This is a genomic window from Psychrobacter sp. 1U2, from assembly GCF_051847575.1.
Genome location: NZ_JBPYDC010000011.1, coordinates 16,787 through 33,700, shown reverse-complemented (window position 1 = coordinate 33,700; position 16,914 = coordinate 16,787). Strand labels below are relative to the sequence as shown.

14 protein-coding genes and 1 riboswitch are annotated in these 16,914 nt (G+C 46.3%); of the genes, 6 read left to right on the top strand and 8 right to left on the bottom strand.

Features of this window, described 5'->3' with window-relative positions; translation table 11 throughout:
* Positions 1 to 40 precede the first annotated feature (40 nt).
* Positions 41 to 1,153, top strand: a complete 1,113-nt coding sequence (gene ribBA, locus ACS8FD_RS07095; protein ID WP_439275138.1) for a bifunctional 3,4-dihydroxy-2-butanone-4-phosphate synthase/GTP cyclohydrolase II — start codon at positions 41 to 43, stop codon at positions 1,151 to 1,153.
* 124 nt (positions 1,154 to 1,277) lie between these two features.
* Here the strand turns inward: ribBA and ACS8FD_RS07090 are convergent, their stop codons facing one another.
* From ACS8FD_RS07090 to ACS8FD_RS07065, 6 genes are all read right to left on the bottom strand, one after another.
* Positions 1,278 to 1,781: an acyl-CoA thioesterase gene (locus ACS8FD_RS07090; RefSeq protein ID WP_439275137.1), complete on the bottom strand. Its 504-nt coding sequence runs from the start codon at positions 1,779 to 1,781 to the stop codon at positions 1,278 to 1,280.
* A gap of 20 nt (positions 1,782 to 1,801) precedes the next feature.
* The gene (locus ACS8FD_RS07085; RefSeq protein WP_439275136.1) at positions 1,802 to 2,806 is read right to left on the bottom strand and encodes a hypothetical protein; all 1,005 of its coding nucleotides are present in this window, start codon (positions 2,804 to 2,806) and stop codon (positions 1,802 to 1,804) included.
* A 32-nt stretch (positions 2,807 to 2,838) separates the two neighbouring features.
* A complete protein-coding gene (locus ACS8FD_RS07080) occupies positions 2,839 to 3,705 on the bottom strand; it encodes a uroporphyrinogen-III synthase (RefSeq protein WP_439275135.1) in 867 nt (288 codons plus the stop codon).
* A gap of 151 nt (positions 3,706 to 3,856) precedes the next feature.
* On the bottom strand, positions 3,857 to 4,849 hold the full coding sequence (gene hemC, locus ACS8FD_RS07075; RefSeq protein WP_439275183.1) for a hydroxymethylbilane synthase: 993 nt from the start codon (positions 4,847 to 4,849) through the stop codon (positions 3,857 to 3,859).
* A 143-nt stretch (positions 4,850 to 4,992) separates the two neighbouring features.
* Positions 4,993 to 5,730, bottom strand: a complete 738-nt coding sequence (locus ACS8FD_RS07070; protein WP_439275134.1) for a LytR/AlgR family response regulator transcription factor — start codon at positions 5,728 to 5,730, stop codon at positions 4,993 to 4,995.
* A 291-nt stretch (positions 5,731 to 6,021) separates the two neighbouring features.
* Positions 6,022 to 7,095 carry a sensor histidine kinase gene (locus ACS8FD_RS07065; protein WP_439275133.1) on the bottom strand — a complete coding sequence of 358 codons (1,074 nt, stop codon included), beginning with the start codon at positions 7,093 to 7,095 and terminating at the stop codon, positions 6,022 to 6,024.
* A gap of 176 nt (positions 7,096 to 7,271) precedes the next feature.
* On the opposite strand from ACS8FD_RS07065, the gene argH reads away from it, so the two are divergent.
* The 3 genes from argH (at position 7,272) to thiC (ending at position 11,606) form a co-directional block, all read left to right on the top strand.
* Complete coding sequence (gene argH / locus ACS8FD_RS07060; protein ID WP_439275182.1) at positions 7,272 to 8,645, top strand: argininosuccinate lyase; 1,374 nt, start codon at positions 7,272 to 7,274, stop codon at positions 8,643 to 8,645.
* Positions 8,646 to 8,843: 198 nt separating this feature from the next.
* The gene (locus ACS8FD_RS07055) at positions 8,844 to 9,134 is read left to right on the top strand and encodes an oxidative damage protection protein (protein ID WP_439242246.1); all 291 of its coding nucleotides are present in this window, start codon (positions 8,844 to 8,846) and stop codon (positions 9,132 to 9,134) included.
* A 110-nt stretch (positions 9,135 to 9,244) separates the two neighbouring features.
* A riboswitch (TPP riboswitch) is annotated at positions 9,245 to 9,362 on the top strand.
* 258 nt (positions 9,363 to 9,620) lie between these two features.
* Positions 9,621 to 11,606: a phosphomethylpyrimidine synthase ThiC gene (thiC, locus tag ACS8FD_RS07050; RefSeq protein WP_439275132.1), complete on the top strand. Its 1,986-nt coding sequence runs from the start codon at positions 9,621 to 9,623 to the stop codon at positions 11,604 to 11,606.
* 86 nt (positions 11,607 to 11,692) lie between these two features.
* Here the strand turns inward: thiC and ACS8FD_RS07045 are convergent, their stop codons facing one another.
* Both ACS8FD_RS07045 and ACS8FD_RS07040 read right to left on the bottom strand, forming a co-directional pair.
* Entirely contained in the window at positions 11,693 to 12,583 is an 891-nt protein-coding gene (locus ACS8FD_RS07045) for a fructose bisphosphate aldolase (protein WP_439275131.1), read from the bottom strand.
* Positions 12,584 to 12,791: 208 nt separating this feature from the next.
* Positions 12,792 to 13,715 (bottom strand): EamA/RhaT family transporter, encoded by a 924-nt coding sequence (locus ACS8FD_RS07040; RefSeq protein WP_439275130.1) that lies wholly within the window; start codon positions 13,713 to 13,715, stop codon positions 12,792 to 12,794.
* Between the two features lie 283 nt (positions 13,716 to 13,998).
* Here ACS8FD_RS07040 and ACS8FD_RS07035 point away from each other — a divergent pair, with 283 nt between their 5' ends.
* Together ACS8FD_RS07035 and ACS8FD_RS07030 are read left to right on the top strand one after the other, a co-directional pair.
* Positions 13,999 to 15,915: an ABC transporter ATP-binding protein gene (locus tag ACS8FD_RS07035; protein WP_439275129.1), complete on the top strand. Its 1,917-nt coding sequence runs from the start codon at positions 13,999 to 14,001 to the stop codon at positions 15,913 to 15,915.
* Positions 15,916 to 16,020: 105 nt separating this feature from the next.
* Entirely contained in the window at positions 16,021 to 16,911 is an 891-nt protein-coding gene (locus ACS8FD_RS07030) for an alpha/beta fold hydrolase (protein WP_439275128.1), read from the top strand.
* Positions 16,912 to 16,914 lie beyond the last annotated feature (3 nt).

The following is a 16,914-nucleotide window of genomic DNA, read 5'->3' as shown; positions in this document are numbered from 1 at the left end:
TTTTTTGACACCCAAACCAATAAAAAATATAGAGAGTCTTATGAGTTTAAATACCGTTCCTGAAATAATTGAAGATATTCGCGCCGGTAAAATGGTCATCTTGATGGATGATGAAGATCGCGAAAATGAAGGCGATATCATTATGGCCGCCACCCATGTGCGCCCTGAAGATATCAACTTTATGATTACCCATGCTCGCGGCTTAGTTTGTCTCACCCTATCACAAGCGCGCTGCCAGCAGTTAGCCCTACCATTAATGTCAGATCGCAATGAGGCTAAGTTTAGTACTAACTTTACTGTCTCTATCGAAGCGGCGGAAGGGGTAACTACGGGTATTTCTGCGGCTGACCGGGCGCGTACGATTCAAGCGGCTGTATCTTCGGCGGCGAAACCAGAAGATATCGTCCAGCCTGGGCACATCTTTCCAATCATGGCACAAAACGGCGGGGTACTCCATCGCGCCGGCCATACCGAAGCGGGCTGCGACTTAGCACGCCTAGCAGGGCTTGAGCCTGCGGCGGTGATTGTTGAGATTATCAATGCTGATGGCACGATGGCGCGCCGTGATGATTTAGAGATATTTGCCAAAGAGCATGATATTAAGATGGGTACGATTGCTGATCTTATTAACTATCGTATCGCGAATGAGCAAACGGTAGAAGAAATAGAGTCGCGTCCATTTGAGACGGAGCACGGCAGCTTTACCTTGCACCGCTTTCGCGAATTTGGCGCTGATGAGACGCATTTAGCCTTAGTCAAAGGCGATGTCAGTGCCGGCGTCAGTACTGTCCGGGTGCACGGTTTTCATCCGCTGCGGGATTTATTCGCCGCCAAAAACGATACTACGGGCCGTAGTGGCTGGAGCATCCAGTCAGCGTTAGAAGAAATCAGTGCCTCAGAGCGCGGGGTCATGGTCTGGATCGGCAGTCATCAGCCTATCGATCTGGGCGATGCGCTAGATAAAGCAGCAGGTAATGAGTCCTTATCGACGATCACTCAGCAGCCGTACCGTAGCATCGGTGTTGGCGCGCAGATATTGCGCCATCTAGGTGTACGCGATATGCGTTTGTTATCGTCGCCGATGAAGTTTTATGCGCTATCAGGCTTTGATCTAAATGTAGTCGACTTTGTCCATGCGCCAAGCAAAGACTAAAAGCGCTATGAGCAAATGATTTTACCTTTAATACTTTAAGCAAAAACAAGGCACGCTAATTTGATTAGCGTGCCTTGTTGTTTTTAAGGATAAAAGAATGAAGGTACAGACGCTTTAATTGCCTTTAATGCTCTGGAATATGGTCGACTTGCGCTTCTAAAGCCAGTAAACGCGAGCGCTCTTCCGCTGTCCAAGGCAGCTTGTGTTCACTATGACTATCCAAACGCACGATCACCGCTTCTGCCTCTGCCACAATCTCTCGCTGCTGCTGGCTATAATAGCGATATTCTATAATGAGGCTGGTATTGCCTAAACGCTGACAGCGTAGACCTATAAGCAGCGTATCAGGATAAGTGACTGGCCGTAGATACTGACAACTTGAGTGAGCTAACAGTATAGCGCTACCCTCAAACAAATCTAAAGCCTGTAAATAGTGAATGCGCGCTGACTCAGCATAACGATAATACACAACATTATTCAAATGATTTAACGCATCCATCTCTCCCCATTGCACCACCTGAGGGTAAATGACGGGATAATGCTGTAAGGCAACAGGCGTTTCATAATGTCTGTCGCTATACACCTGCTGCTGATTGACTTTAGTATGCTCAGGACTAGTAGGGCTCATATCGTATCCGTTGTTCTGTGTTATTTATTATTTTTAGGTTGCTCTAGCACTTGGGTGGTTAATAGTGGCATAGACTCAGGAGTGTTGGCTATTAACTCATCCAGCCAGACAATCACCTCGCTGATATTATTAGGAGCTTTGATAGCTAATTTATCGTTGTTAGAGTTAGCATCTTTTAGGCGGGCTGTTTTATTCTTTATTGATGACTCATTCTTTGCGCCGCTCTCGTCTTTAGGAGCCGGAGTTGAAGCGACTAAGGGCTGTAGCTGCGTGCGCGCTTGGTTCAAGTAGCGTGTCAATTGGTCAGGCTCACGCATATTACTCGCTTGTGTGGCTAAATTAAGTGTCATCAGCACCTCATAAATAGTCAGCTGGCGTCTAGTGAGAGTGGTAGTTTTGTCCGCTAGAGTGTTATTTATATTGGTAGGCGGCTCGCCGCTTCTCGTTACCGAGCTGGCATCAACCGACCTCTCATAGCGATGTAAAAAGGTTTGGATATCTTGGATAGCTAAGTTGTGTAACTGCCACTGACTCGGCTGGGCACTGCGCGCTTGTAGGCGCTCGATGTCGTCGCTGAGGCTTTGCTTGATGACGATATTTAGCGCCGGGGCGATCTCATTATTCGCTTGTGAGAGTTGCCACTGTAGCCCGGTTAATAAGTCAATCGCCGCGCTATAGTTATTATCCGAAAGCAACCTATCCGCCGCTTGCATCTGAATGCGCAACAAGTCTAACTGATTCTGCGCTTGACTAGTGAGCGGCGCTTTAGGAGTGGGCGCATTCTGCTGACTAATGGCGAACAGACGATCATCCATCTCATTAAGACGAGTCACGACTTGCTCGTTATTATAAAGGCGCTCTTTAATTTGGCCCTCAAAACGCTGCTGACTGACGTAAAGCCAAACGAGCGCTAGTGCTAAAAGTACGATAAACAACCACTGCAAGCGCAGTAATAACATATTCGCTTGCCGGCGCTGCTGAATGACTAAAGGCGACTCAGATGACGGCTTGGGTTCAGTTGACATAACAAGCACCATTCTTCAAAAGGGAATAACTATTAGGGCGTATTGATTGCCGTCGAAATTGTTTCAGGAGATAAATCTTCTACCTGGATATGCGCTAGCTGCTGCGCGGCTACCATCTCCGCCAAACGTACGCCGAGCACCACATAGCGAAAGTCATCTAACCTAAGGGCTGCTTTATTACTCGTTTGGGCGTGCTGCACGACGCTGACCCAATGCTCAAAAGCCGTGCCACTGCTAATAATAACAATAGGCTTAGGTCGCAGCGCGCCGGCCTGCTCTTGTTTAGCAAGATAGCTTGACAACCATGCCGCGTAATCGCTAGCCGCGGAGTCTGGCATCATGCGCTCATACCAAGCGATGCTCTCGATCTCCACCCCGCGCGCCTGCAACGTATCGACTAAAAGCCTGCGCCCACCAAGTCCCCGCCATACCAGCAGCTTGTCGCCCGCGTGTAATCGCGCAATCTCTGCTATTGCTAGCATGCCTTCATTATTAGCAATTAACGGCTGTAATACGGGCTGAGTTGCCGTTTGTAACACGTCAGCGGTCGCATCGCCAACGGCAATGATAGCGCTTGGAGGAGCATAATGGGCGCGTCTTGCTTCCATTTGCTCTGCTGGCTGAGCTTGCTCCTGCTCGATCAGCGCTTGCCAAACAGCTAAGCCTGACTGCGCGGCGGTAGGACTGACAACGACTAACGCTTGGTAATGACCTGCGAGCCAGCGGCGCATGATATCAATATCAGCCTCTACTACCGCTCGCGTCTGCAACGTTAGCATAGGCATATCAACCACTTCAAAGCCGATATCTTGCAAATGTTCTGTCAAAGGAGCGGCGCGTTCTATGGGCCGAGTATTAATCACTACTGGTGAGAGGTTACGAGACATTGAGCTGGACACCGAGTTAAACCTTGAATGAGACATTAAATAACACAGGCAAATACCGCTATGATCGATCGCCAATGAAATAGCCGCATGAGCATTAAGATACCAGCATTATAATGTGCGGCTGGCATGGCTCATGCTTATATTTCATACTTATAATTCTTGTTTAAGGGTTATAAATAGCGTCTAAAATAGCGCCAGCCCCTTTTTCTAGCAGTTGTTCAGCAACTTCAATACCTAGCTGATTGGCTTGCTGTTCTTTTTCTGCTTGCGTGCCGGTTAGCGTTACACGTTTTTCTGCTTTTAACAGTTTACTACCGTCTTCCTCACCGACGCGCCCGCGCAGCCATAAGGTATCGCCATTGTCATCATTAAGATTGCTACTGATATCGGCAGCATCTGCCATTTGCAGTACCGCATAGGCGGCAATAGGTACCTGACAGCCGCCTTGCAAGTGACGATTCAGTGCGCGCTCAGCGATTAGGCGGATACGCGCCATATCGTCATTGAGCGGAGCTAGCAGTGCCAGTACCTCTTGATCATCCTCACGGCACTCGATAGCCAGGGCGCCTTGACCCACTGCCGGCAAGCAAGTGTCGATATCCAGCTCGCTACGGATACGCTCATCCAGTTCAATGCGCTGCAAGCCACTAGTGGCAAGGATAATCGCGTCATAGTCTCCGGCATCGAGCTTACCCAACCGCGTTCCTACGTTGCCGCGCAGAGTTTTGATCTGTAAGTCTGGACGGTAGGCTTTGATTTGGCATTGGCGACGTAGACTTGCCGTTCCCACTACAGCGCCTTGTGGTAGCTCATCGATAGTATTATAAGTATTAGACACAAAGGCATCGGTCGGTGAAGCGCGCTTACAATATACCCCAAGCGTTAGACCTTCAGGAAGCTGCATCGGTACATCTTTGAGCGAATGCACGGCAATATCTGCCTGCTTCTCATAAAGTGCCTGCTCAAGTTCTTTAACAAATAAGCCTTTACCGCCGATTTTTGCTAAAGGAGTATCCAAAATTTTGTCACCCTTAGTGACAATTTTGAGCAGGTTGATGGTCAAATCAGGATAAAGGGCCGATAACCGATCGCGAATATGCTCAGCTTGCCATAAGGCTAAAGGGCTTTGACGTGTTGCGATGTTCAAAGTAGACAAAGGAGATGACTGAGTATTGCTCATAGATAGCCTCGGAATGATAAATATAAAAAGATATATCAGGATAAAGTGACTTTAGCGCAAAAAAATACCCCTATTTAAGCATAAATAGAGGTTTGATGATACGGTCGGTTTACTAGTGCCTACATACTCTGGATTTTTTCACGTAACGCGGGCAGATGGCGGCGACTCACGGCTAACGTCTCATCCGTTCCTTTAAAGCGCACCTGATAACGCCCGCTATCTATCGTTTCTAAAAAGTCTAAAAAATCTAAATTGATAATGGCATTGCGGTGCACACGAAATAAGCGATCATCGAACTCTTCTTCTAGCTCTTTTAAAGTCTCATCAATCAGTACTATTCCGTCGATGTGACGAACTTTGACATACTTTTGATCCGCGGTAAAATAGTAGATATCACTAATTTTAATCAGCTCCACCCCCCGGTGGGTACGAGCCGCGATGTGCTCACGTACCGGACGCGACATCGGATCTTCAAGCTTACGAATCCCATCAAGCTGCGCGGCGTTTAAATTGCTGGCCTTACCTAAAGCGTCAATCAGCTCATCTTTATTGGCAGGTTTTAATAAGTAGCCGATAGCATTAGCCTTAAAAGCAGCAATAGCATAATGATCGTAAGCGGTCACAAAAATAATCGCTGGCGGATGCTCAAGCTCACCGAGTATTTGCGCGCAGCGTACACCATCCATCTCAGGCATACGTATATCGAGTAGTATAAGCTCAGGCTGATGGACTTTTACAGCGTCAACCGCTTCAGCTCCGGTACCCACTTGTGCCACGACTTCATGGCCTGACTCTTTAACAATCCTGACCAAACGCTCGCGTGCGAGTGGCTCATCGTCACAAACTACTATCCGCATAAAATACCTCTTCTGCTTTTACTCAGTCGGTTGGTTCAAAATTGTCATTTTTGACTATCGCAAACAGTGCTTTTTTAAGTACTATTTTATACTTTTTATTTCTAAAGCTACTATTTATACAGTTGCCACCTCTAAAATGACTATGGCAATAGCTTGCATCGATGACAAATTTTTCCTGTGGTTGTATACATAAGTTATGCAACAAATATGCCATATCACAAGCATTGCTTGTATTTTTGTGAGAGTTAAGGATAAGTCATACGGAAAGTGAGAGGGATAAACAGTCTTACGTTACATACCGGCATCTTGTAAAGGGTAGTCAATAACCGTCATAATTTGGGTATTAGTAACCGTACTGTTAATGGTTGAGCTAGGCCCAAAATAGATTTGTAAACGCTCAGCCTGCACATGAAAATCAACATGCTGACGTAGATCATGCACGATCATCAAGGTTTTACTCGGGAGCTTTACGCTAACAGTAATAGTGACGCGGTGATCTTGCCAAACGACGGCTATGTCTATATAGATCGTTTCCGTGGTCATCTCCACCACATTGATGAGCATTTTTTCGATAATGCTTTGCAACGTGAGGGCGGTGATGACCATATCGCTCATAACCTCATCATCGGGCAACTGCCAATTGACGACTAGCTTATCCGCTAGGCGATAAGACTCAATCGCCACGTAGTGCTCACAAAGTGCCACTTCCTCCTCAAAGCTGATCTCACGTGCGCCGTTGAAGCTGGCCCGAAATAGAGCTGAGACATGCTCAAGTAGCCTAGCCGCATGTGGCGGGTTGGACTCTATAAGCGACAGTAAACTATTAATCGTATTAAAAAAGAAATGCGGAGCCAAACGAGCCTTTATTAAGTCGTTTTGGGCGCTAAGCTTGTGCTCAAAGGACTGTTTCAGCGCCATCAGCTCACGATGACGACGCATAAAATAAAGCAAGAAAACTAACGTAAAACCGCCGGCAAAAACCATATTGAACAGTAGATCTAGCGCCAGAACCTGACGATCGTATGCTAGCCAGCCGGCATTAATCAACACCAGAATGACTAACAGCATAGATAAAGTAGAAGCAAGCATGAACATTAGAACGATATAGAGACTCACTCTAATAGGATTGCTCCTTTTGAACATAGGGCGCAAATAATCTACTAGATACAAAGTCGGTATAATGGCTAACATATAATGAATACACCTAGCCACATAAGCCACTAAAAACTGCGTCCCTGTCGTCAGCTCATACCGACCAACGATAGTAACGAACAACGCCCAGACCAAGATATACTGTAACCATTGCCAAAGCGTCATCATCTCCATAACTTTAGGCACGAAAAACTCTAAGCGCTCAGCTAGCAAGGCAACCTCATCCTTTGCTATACTTGAGCCCTTATTCTTATGAGTTGTCTTATACCGATATGAACGCCAATTCTTCAAACCCTAGTAATCCTATGCCAAGCAAAAATACTCCTGCCTCCGATTTTAGCACAAATGCACCCGACCAAAGCGCTGCTTCAAAGGCGCAAGCTCAGCAGATGTGGGGCGGGCGCTTTAGTGAAGCGACAGACAGCTTCGTCGCCGCTTTTACCGCTTCTGTCGGCTTTGATCAACGCTTCGCTCGGCATGATATCGAAGGCTCGATCGCTCATGCCACTATGCTAGGTCAGTGCCACATTTTGACTGATGAAGAAGTGGCAACTATCATTGAGGGCCTCCAGCAAGTCTTACGCGAGATTGAAGCGGGAGACTTCAACTGGTCGATCGCGCTAGAAGATGTGCACATGAACGTCGAATCGCGCCTGACCGATATCATCGGTGCGGTGGGTAAAAAGCTGCATACGGGGCGTAGCCGTAACGATCAAGTCGCCACTGACATTCGCCTGTGGTTACGTGAAGAGACCGATAATATTATTGAGCTGTTAGTACGCCTACAAAGCGGCTTACTGAACTTAGCCGAGCAGCATACCGATACTATTATGCCAGGCTTTACGCACTTGCAGACCGCGCAGCCGGTAAGCTTCGGTCATCATGTGATGGCTTGGTTTGAGATGCTCTATCGCGACACTGAGCGCTTAGTCGATGCGCGCCGCCGTATCAATCAGCTGCCTCTTGGTAGCGCCGCGCTTGCTGGCACCACCTTCCCTATTGATCGTACGATTACTGCCGAGCTACTTGGCTTTGAAGGTATTTGCCAAAACTCACTCGATGCGGTCTCTGATCGAGACTTTGCTATTGAGTTTACCTCAGCCGCCTCTATTTTGATGATGCATATGTCACGCATGAGCGAAGAGATTATCTTATGGATGTCAGCGCAGTTTAACTTTGTGCAGATACCCGATCGCTTCTGTACCGGCTCCTCCATCATGCCGCAGAAGAAAAACCCTGACGTACCAGAGCTGGTGCGCGGTAAAGCGGCGCGGGTCTTTGGTCAGTTGATGACGCTACTAAGCTTAATGAAAAGTCAGCCCCTAGCGTACAATAAAGACAACCAAGAAGACAAAGAGCCTTTGTTTGACTGCGTCGATACTTTAACCGGCTCCCTACTCGCCTTTGCCGATATGCTGCCCAATATCACTCCTAATATTGAAGCTATGCGTGAAGCAACAATGAAAGGCTATGCTACTGCTACGGACTTAGCGGATTATCTAGTGCGTAATGGTGTGGCGTTCCGTGATGCCCATGAGGTAGTCGGCAATGCCGTCGCGCTCGGGATCAAAGAGGGCGTTGATTTGAGCGATTTATCTTTAGCGCAATTGCAGCAATTTAGTGACGCTATCGGTACAGACGTCTTTGATTATCTAACGCTTGAGGGCTCATTGGCTGCTCGCGATCATCTAGGCGGCACGGCGCCCAATCAAGTTAAGCAAGCTGTCATCAATGGTCGCGCGCGCTTAAAAGCATTTGCTTAGTCGCTGTTTTTATTTCGATCTTATATTTGATCTCGTTGTTGTTAAAAGCCTGCCAATATGGTGGGTTTTTTCGTACTTTTTTACGAGGACAGTTACTGTTGCTACACTGGATAGTCTTTGCTAAATCTACCAAGAGCGTTATCATAGAAAGATACTAATATCTATAGCCTAATAAACATAACGAATGAGGAGCACGTCATGACTGAGACTTTTAATCCGCAAGCCAATACGGTATTTTGCCGTAAATACCAGCAAGATCTGCCAAAAATGCCACATCCGCCTTTTCCTAACAAAAAAGGCCAAGAGCTACAAGACACGGTCTCTGAGAAAGCTTGGCAGGAGTGGCTTGAGCAGCAGACGATGCTGATTAACGAAAATCATCTGAGTATGATGGACCCTGAAGCGAAGAAATTCTTAACTGAACAGCGTGAGAAGTTCTTAGATAACGAAGATTACGAGCGCGCACAAGGCTGGACGCCTGAGAAATAAACGTAAACCTTTACTGTAAGCAAATTAAGTAAATGGCTATTTATCATAAGCCAAATTTGTTAACATAAAAACTGCTAGTATAAAGCTTACTAGTATAAAAAATGACAACACTGACAGACTCGGGGTGCGTTGTACAATGAGCTAAAAAGCTTTTGTGCATTCGCTGAGAGATCACCCGCCGAACCTGATGCGGTTAGTACCGACGCAGGGAAGTCTTCAGCATTTTATTATGTAGGACAAAGGACGGGCAGAAATGCCTTTTTATCCCTATTACTTTTAGCGTTAATGTACGCTATGTATGGCTAAGTAATAAAAACGGATATCAAGCGTCGTCCACAGCTCGATGATCATTATTTGCGGCTAGATGGTTTTTAATTTAGTCGTTAGCGATTGCTCACAAGCTAAACTTGCCTAGATAATAAATGCTATCCCCGCAGCGACTGGCGGTGTTGATTTTGTTCAAAAACCAACACGCTAGGACAGCATATGACGACTTCAACCGTGCCAACAAAGACCCCGCAAAACGCCTCTGACAAAAAAGCGGATGCGCTAAAAACCCCTGCTCATCGTAATCAAAAAGATACCCGTTTTGAAGAAGACGCTCGCGACTTGCACCGTATCTTGCCTGCCTCCAAAAAAGTCTATATCCAAGGCTCAAGACCTGATATCCAAGTGCCAATGCGCGAGATCACGCTGGACCCTACCCCGATTCAAGGCGTACCCGAGAGTGACTGGGAGCAAAACCCACCTTTTTATACCTATGATACCTCAGGCGTCTATACCGATCCCAATGTCGATATAGACCTGACCCGTGGCTTACCCAAACTACGCGAAGGCTGGATAGCGGAGCGCGATGATACCGAACAATTAAGCGGTCTATCTAGCTCATACGGTCAAGCGCGCGCACGTGATATCACCACGGTAAACTTACGTTTCGCTCATATCGACAAACCGCGCCGTGCGAAAAGTATTGACGGTAAATCCGGTAATGTTACCCAAATGCATTACGCGCGCCGCGGTATTATCACCCCTGAAATGGAATATATCGCTATTCGCGAAACGCAAAAGCAGCACGAGCTGACTGATATGCGCCAACACGATGGTGAGAGCTTTGGGGCTAATACGCCGAAGATTATCACCCCTGAGTTTGTGCGATCAGAGGTCGCAGCAGGCCGCGCAATTATCCCCAACAACATCAATCATCCTGAGTCTGAGCCGATGATTATTGGGCGTAATTTTTTAGTCAAAATTAACGCCAACATCGGTAATTCAGCACTCGGCTCCTCTATCGATGAAGAAGTGTCGAAGATGACGTGGGCGACACGTTGGGGCGCAGATACCATCATGGATTTATCGACAGGCAATCATATTCATGAGACTCGTGAGTGGTTGATTCGCAACTCGCCTGTGCCCATCGGTACGGTGCCGATTTATCAAGCGTTAGAGAAAGTCGATGGCGTAGCAGAAGATCTCACCTGGGAGATATTCCGCGATACGCTTATCGAGCAAGCCGAGCAAGGGGTTGACTATTTCACCATTCACGCCGGCGTGCTGCTGCGTTATGTGCCATTAACTGCCAATCGCTTAACCGGTATCGTCTCGCGTGGCGGCTCAATCATGGCGCAGTGGTGTCTCGCCCATCATAAAGAGAGCTTTTTATACACTCATTTCGAAGACATTTGCCAGATTATGAAGCAATACGACGTGGCGTTTAGCTTAGGCGATGGTCTACGTCCCGGCTGCTTGCAAGATGCTAATGACGAAGCGCAGTTTGGCGAATTGCACACCCTAGGCGAGCTAACGCAAGTCGCGTGGCAGCATGATGTACAGGTAATGATCGAAGGTCCAGGGCACGTCGCGATGAACCGCATTAAAGAAAACATGGACTTGCAGCTTGAGCTATGTAGCGACGCGCCTTTTTATACCTTAGGACCGCTGACCACCGATATTGCCCCCGGTTATGACCATATCACTAGTGCCATCGGCGCGGCGATGATTGGTTGGTTTGGTACGGCGATGCTCTGTTATGTGACGCCAAAAGAGCATTTAGGCTTGCCGAATAAAAAGGACGTCAAAGACGGTATCATCACTTATAAGATTGCCGCTCATGCTGCTGACTTGGCTAAGGGTCGCCCAGGGGCACAAGCTCGTGACAATGCCTTGTCCAAAGCGCGATTTGAGTTCCGCTGGGATGATCAGTTTAATCTGGCACTCGACCCTGATACTGCCCGTGAATATCATGACGAAACTTTGCCAAAAGACGCGCACAAGTCCGCGCATTTTTGCTCGATGTGTGGCCCGAAGTTTTGCTCCATGAAAATCACTCAGAACGTCCGCGAGTACGCCAAAGGCTTAGATGCTAAAGAAAATCTAGCCGCAGACACTATGAGCGCAGCTGAAATTGAACAAGGGATGGCGGAAATGACTGAAAAATATCATAGCGAGGGTCGTCAGCTTTACAAAGAGGTGTGATAGCCAGAATTAACTTTTGTCCCATAAAAAAGCGCTACTCATCAGTAGCGCTTTTTTGATGGTTAATTTCTCATTAAAAGACTCGATTACACCTGCGATGCCTCATAAATCTCTTCAATTGAAGTATTAATGGTATCAGCAAACTCTTTATCGCTCTGCTGCTTACTAAGCCCTTCGGTGAAGGCGCGCGAGAAGCTAGCAATCATGCCCGGGTTTTGCTTAAGTTTATCGCAAGCAGCGCTGCGACTATAGCCGCCAGATAATGCCACGACTTTGAGCACTTTGGGATGATCGATTAGCTCTTGATAAAACCCGCCCTCTTCGGGTAAGGTCAGCTTAAGCATGACTTGATGATCGTCGTTTAGACGCTCTAAATTACGCAAGATGTCCGCTTTTAGTAATAGCTCGCACTCGTGTTTTTCAGCGCTATCGATGTTGACTTCCGGCTCAACGATAGGCATTAAACCTTTAGAGATAATTTGCTTGGCAACATCGAATTGCTGCTGCACTACTTTTTCAATACCATCGACGCTTGGTTCGTAGATTACTGAACGCATCTTGGTACCAAATACAGGGTAGTTTTTGGCTTTATCAAGTAGCAAATCTAAATTTGGCATCGGACGCATCACTTGTACGCCGCTCATTTGCTCAGCCAAGCCCTTATCTACTTTCAAAAACGGCACGATATTTTTGTCTTCCCATAGATAGTTTGCCGTTGGTTTGCTGTTGACCTCACGCTCCATAGTATCTTCAAACAAAATCGCACCCAGCACACGCTTACTATCAAAGCAGTCGCAGGTCATAATCCGCGCGCGCATCTCGTGTACGAGATCGAACATAGCTTCGTCATTATCATAGGCGTCGCGGCTAACGCCATAGTTTTCCAATGCTTTGGGGGTACTGCCACCACTTTGGTCCAAAGCAGCAATAAAGCCTGTGCCGTTTTTTATTTTTTCTAGTTGTTTTTGATAGTCCATTGCAAATGCATCCTATGGTTGTGAATAAAGATCAAAAAAAGATAAGGGTTAAGCGGTCGTACATGCCACTATAAACGGCTATAAGTATCAGATAATAAGCCAAATAGTCTACAAATAACCTTACCATAGCACAAGCGATGTGCCTATTATTGCAATGTAAAACGACCGCAAGAACACATCAGAATATTTGGGCCGTGTTTAAAATGACCTAAGCCAAAAATAATACCGCCACACAGCTAATTGCTAGGACGATACCTAGCATATTAATACGATTCAGCTGCTCTTTAAACACGCCGACACCTATCAAGGTGGCGACGGTGATGACCCCGACATTCATCCCAGTAAAGACAATACTAGGCGACTCGGACAGTACCTGATGGGCACGCACATAAGCATAGATATTACCCATATTTAATGCGCCAAGCAGCAGCCCTGCTAGCAAGGCATTAACCTGCCAGCGCACGCGGGTGATCAGTAAATAGATAAACAACAATAATCCTGCCAAGCCAAAACTGACAAATAATGTCAATGGAAAAGCCGCGCCTTGCTTCGCCACTTGTTTAAATAAGATATCAATAACACCGTAACCCGCCCAGACGCCAAATAGCCATAAAGGGGTCTTAGATAAAGTATTCTGACGATTATTATTTGCAGCTAGAGTGGCAGTAGAGTCATGCTCAGTTTTCATAGTAGTGTTTATATCAGTGTTCACACTAGACTTTTGCGGCGGGCTATAAACTAACGCGCCTAAAGCCAAGAAGCCAAGCGCTAAGCCAAAAATACGTGTATTCGTCAACACTTCACCAAATAATAAAAAGGCGGCGATAATAGGAATAATCAAAGACAAACGCTGAGCGGCATCGGTTGCTACCATACCGATAGCCGCGATAGCACGGCCTAATATGACAAACACCAAGGGTAATAATATGCCTAATGCGATGATAATACCCCAAGCCGACCCTAAGGTGTCGATAGCACTAAGCTCAGGTTTTAGCAGCACTAACGTCAATAAAAATGCCACAGGGTAACCGGCGACGATAGTCTGGCGAATATCAATATCTTTTTGACGAAGTACTTTTAGCAGTACAGAAACAGCGACGCTACACAGCACCGCTACAATTAAATAGATCATTAATCTTACCCTTTAGTTTTTGTTATTCAGCAATAAAGTTATGCGGTCTTTTATGACAAAGGGTTAAATGTAACTATATATTTCTAAACTAGCAATGGCTAATTTTGACTCTATCTATTTCTTGGCCATGTTGCCAGCAGTGATCAGGGTCAAATTACAATTAGGCAGCAGGAGGAGGTGCTAAGTTTTGTTAAAATAGAGGCCAATTTAGTCATCCCATCTACCGTGTAAATTTAGGCTGCCCCTTCCTTTACTACACTGCTCTTATGTATTGTTATTACTTATGAACGCACTATTTCGCTTTTTTGAAAACCGCCTATCTGCCTTTCCTGATACTCCTATGCCATTGCCCTCACCACGTGATGGGCTGTTAAAGTTTTTATGGGCGTGTACCAAAGGTCTACGCGGCTGGCTATTGCTGTTTATGTTTTTGTCAGCGGGTATCGGTGTTTATGAAGCAATGTTGTTTGCTTGGATTGGTAATATCGTTGATTGGCTTGGTATATATACGCCGCAGACATTGTGGGATGAGAAAGGCGATGTGCTGCTGCTAATGCTTGCAGTGTTAATTATTAGCCCATTTTGGATTGCGTTATCCTCATTTATCCACTTTCAAACGCTGCAAGGGGTGTTTCCGATGCAGATGCGCTGGCGCTTTCATCAGCGTATGCTGGGTCAATCGATGCAGTTTTATCAAGATGAATTCTCAGGTCGCGTCTCAGCGAAAGTCATGCAAACCGCGCTAGCTGTTCGCGATACTATCTTGACCGTCACTGATATGTTCACTTATGTGGCAGTATATTTTTTGACCACTGGTATTATTTTATTTAATTTAGATAGCTTACTGCTGATTCCTTTTGTTATTTGGTTAGTGCTAGTAGCCGTGACTATTCGCTATTTTATTCCGCGGCTCAAACGTACCGCTATTGTACAAGCTGATGCTCGTGCCTTGATGGTTGGGCGTATTACTGACGCCTATGCCAATATTATGACCGTTAAATTATTTAGCCACTCGCGCCGTGAATTAGGCTATGCCAAAAATGCTATGGGGCAATTTTTAGGAACCGTACACGCGCAGATGCGCTGGGTCAGCTACCTAGAAGTCTCTACTCATTTAATCAGTGTGATTTTAGTTAGTAGTACCGCGGGCATCGGGCTGTATCTTTGGCAACAAGGTGCGGTCGGCGTTGGCGCTATTGCCGCTGCGACCGCGATGGCACTGCGTCTAAATGGCCTGACGCGCTGGATTATGTGGCAAACGGCCAGTCTTTTTGAGAGTATCGGCACGGTACAAGACGGCATGCGCACGCTATCTGCCCCGCAAACCATCATTGATGTGCCGAACGCGCAAGATCTAAAGGTGACAGATGGTCATATTGTTTTTGATCATGTCAATTTTAGCTATGAGGGGGAAGACGAGACGGATATCGAAGGCGAGCGCATTGATGAGATCAAGCCTTTAACAACAGCTCTAACCAAATCAGAAGTAAAACTGTTAAATAATTTTTACTTAGATATCAAAGCAGGGGAAAAAATCGGTCTCGTCGGGCGCTCAGGCGCGGGTAAGTCAACCTTAGTTAATCTCCTCTTAAGATTCTTCGATGTCGATAGCGGCAAGATCCGTATCGATGGGCAAGCGATCGATGAGGTCACGCAAGACTCTTTACGTGAACAGATCGGCATGGTCACGCAAGATACCTCCCTACTGCATCGGACAGTGCGCGAAAATATCGCTTATGGTCGCCCTGATGCTTCTGACGAAGAGATTATCTTTGCTACTAAGCAAGCTCAAGCTTGGGAATTTATCAAAGATCTGTATGATGATAAAGGCAATACGGGTCTCGACACTCAAGTCGGTGAGCGCGGGGTTAAGCTATCTGGCGGGCAACGCCAACGTATCGCTATCTCCAGAGTCATGCTAAAAAATGCTCCTATACTCTTGTTAGATGAAGCAACTAGTGCACTGGATTCTGAGATTGAATTTGCCATTACTGAGAGTCTCAACGATATCATGACCGGTAAAACGGTGATTGCCATTGCCCATCGACTTTCCACTATCGCCGCGCTTGATAGGCTCGTGGTTATGGATCAAGGTCGTATTATCGAACAAGGCAGTCATGAAGAGCTGCTAGCATTAAACGGCGTCTATGCTGGACTCTGGCAGCGTCAAAGTGGTGGATTTTTGGGGGCAGAAAGCTAGCTTTAGCTCTTAAACTTAATCTTTCATATTAAAGCGACAATCTGTGTAAGCTGCAAAAACGTAAAGCTTTAATCCAAACCTGATGATAAAAAAGGCACTAGCGTCATGGAAGAATTTGCTAAAAGTATCACTCTAGATAATAAGCAAGCGCGCTATTATGATTTGAGCGCATTAAATAGCTCCTCTACAGCTAAGTGCCCTGCACATTTTTATGGCGGTAATGGCTTTACTGTGGGTAGCTACACCCCTCTGATGACAGCGCTTGCTAGTGACTTTAAGATGAGCGCCTTAGCCATGCGCGGCTACTGGTATGACAAGCCTGAGGAGCGAGTACTGACTCGGCAAAAAGATGCTGATATGCTCATTGAGTTTTTGGAGAAGACGCAAGATAAGGCCATCGTCGGTATCGGCCATTCGCAGGGGGCAACGGCTACCGCTATGGCCGCCGCCAAACGCCCTGACCTATTCTCAAGGCTTTATCTTATAGAGCCTGTCACTTTTACCAAAGCCCAATCTACTTTATATAATCTACTGCCGCGCGCTTTTTTGCAAACTCGGGAGCCTTTTAAAAGTACCCTCAAAAAGCAGAGCCGCTGGCCTAGTATAGAAGCTTATTATGAACACTTGCGTAGCAAAAATGCCTATCGGCGTATCGGCGATGAGCATCTGCATACCTTTGTAGAGCAAAGCTTAGTCGCTAATGATGACGGCAGTTATGATTTATTGTTCGCGCCCAAATACGAGTTAGCTAGCTATTTTGGTACACCTTATATCGACCCTGCGCTAAAGCAATTACAGAAAGCCAAGGTGCCTTATACTTTAATCACTGGTAAGCCTACTATTTTTATCAATGATAAAGTCCGTAAGCAATGGGCAAAGTTTGTCCCTAATAAGCGTATCATTACTTTAGCTGACTATGGTCATTTGCTACCAGTAGAAGCACCAAAGCGATGCGCTGAGATAATTTTGCAAAACGCTAGTAGTGAATCCTCATAGCTT

Excerpts from the sequence above, each read along its gene's own strand:
- ACS8FD_RS07040 (WP_439275130.1), bottom strand. The coding sequence starts at position 13,715 with ATGATCTATTTAATTGTAGCGGTGCTGTGTAGCGTCGCTGTTTCTGTA.
- thiC (WP_439275132.1), top strand. The coding sequence starts at position 9,621 with ATGACGACTTCAACCGTGCCAACAAAGACCCCGCAAAACGCCTCTGAC.
- ribBA (WP_439275138.1), top strand. The coding sequence starts at position 41 with ATGAGTTTAAATACCGTTCCTGAAATAATTGAAGATATTCGCGCCGGT.
- ACS8FD_RS07030 (WP_439275128.1), top strand. The coding sequence starts at position 16,021 with ATGGAAGAATTTGCTAAAAGTATCACTCTAGATAATAAGCAAGCGCGC.
- ACS8FD_RS07035 (WP_439275129.1), top strand. The coding sequence starts at position 13,999 with ATGAACGCACTATTTCGCTTTTTTGAAAACCGCCTATCTGCCTTTCCT.
- ACS8FD_RS07085 (WP_439275136.1), bottom strand. The coding sequence starts at position 2,806 with ATGTCAACTGAACCCAAGCCGTCATCTGAGTCGCCTTTAGTCATTCAG.
- argH (WP_439275182.1), top strand. The coding sequence starts at position 7,272 with ATGTGGGGCGGGCGCTTTAGTGAAGCGACAGACAGCTTCGTCGCCGCT.
- ACS8FD_RS07070 (WP_439275134.1), bottom strand. The coding sequence starts at position 5,730 with ATGCGGATAGTAGTTTGTGACGATGAGCCACTCGCACGCGAGCGTTTG.
- ACS8FD_RS07090 (WP_439275137.1), bottom strand. The coding sequence starts at position 1,781 with ATGAGCCCTACTAGTCCTGAGCATACTAAAGTCAATCAGCAGCAGGTG.
- ACS8FD_RS07055 (WP_439242246.1), top strand. The coding sequence starts at position 8,844 with ATGACTGAGACTTTTAATCCGCAAGCCAATACGGTATTTTGCCGTAAA.
- ACS8FD_RS07045 (WP_439275131.1), bottom strand. The coding sequence starts at position 12,583 with ATGGACTATCAAAAACAACTAGAAAAAATAAAAAACGGCACAGGCTTT.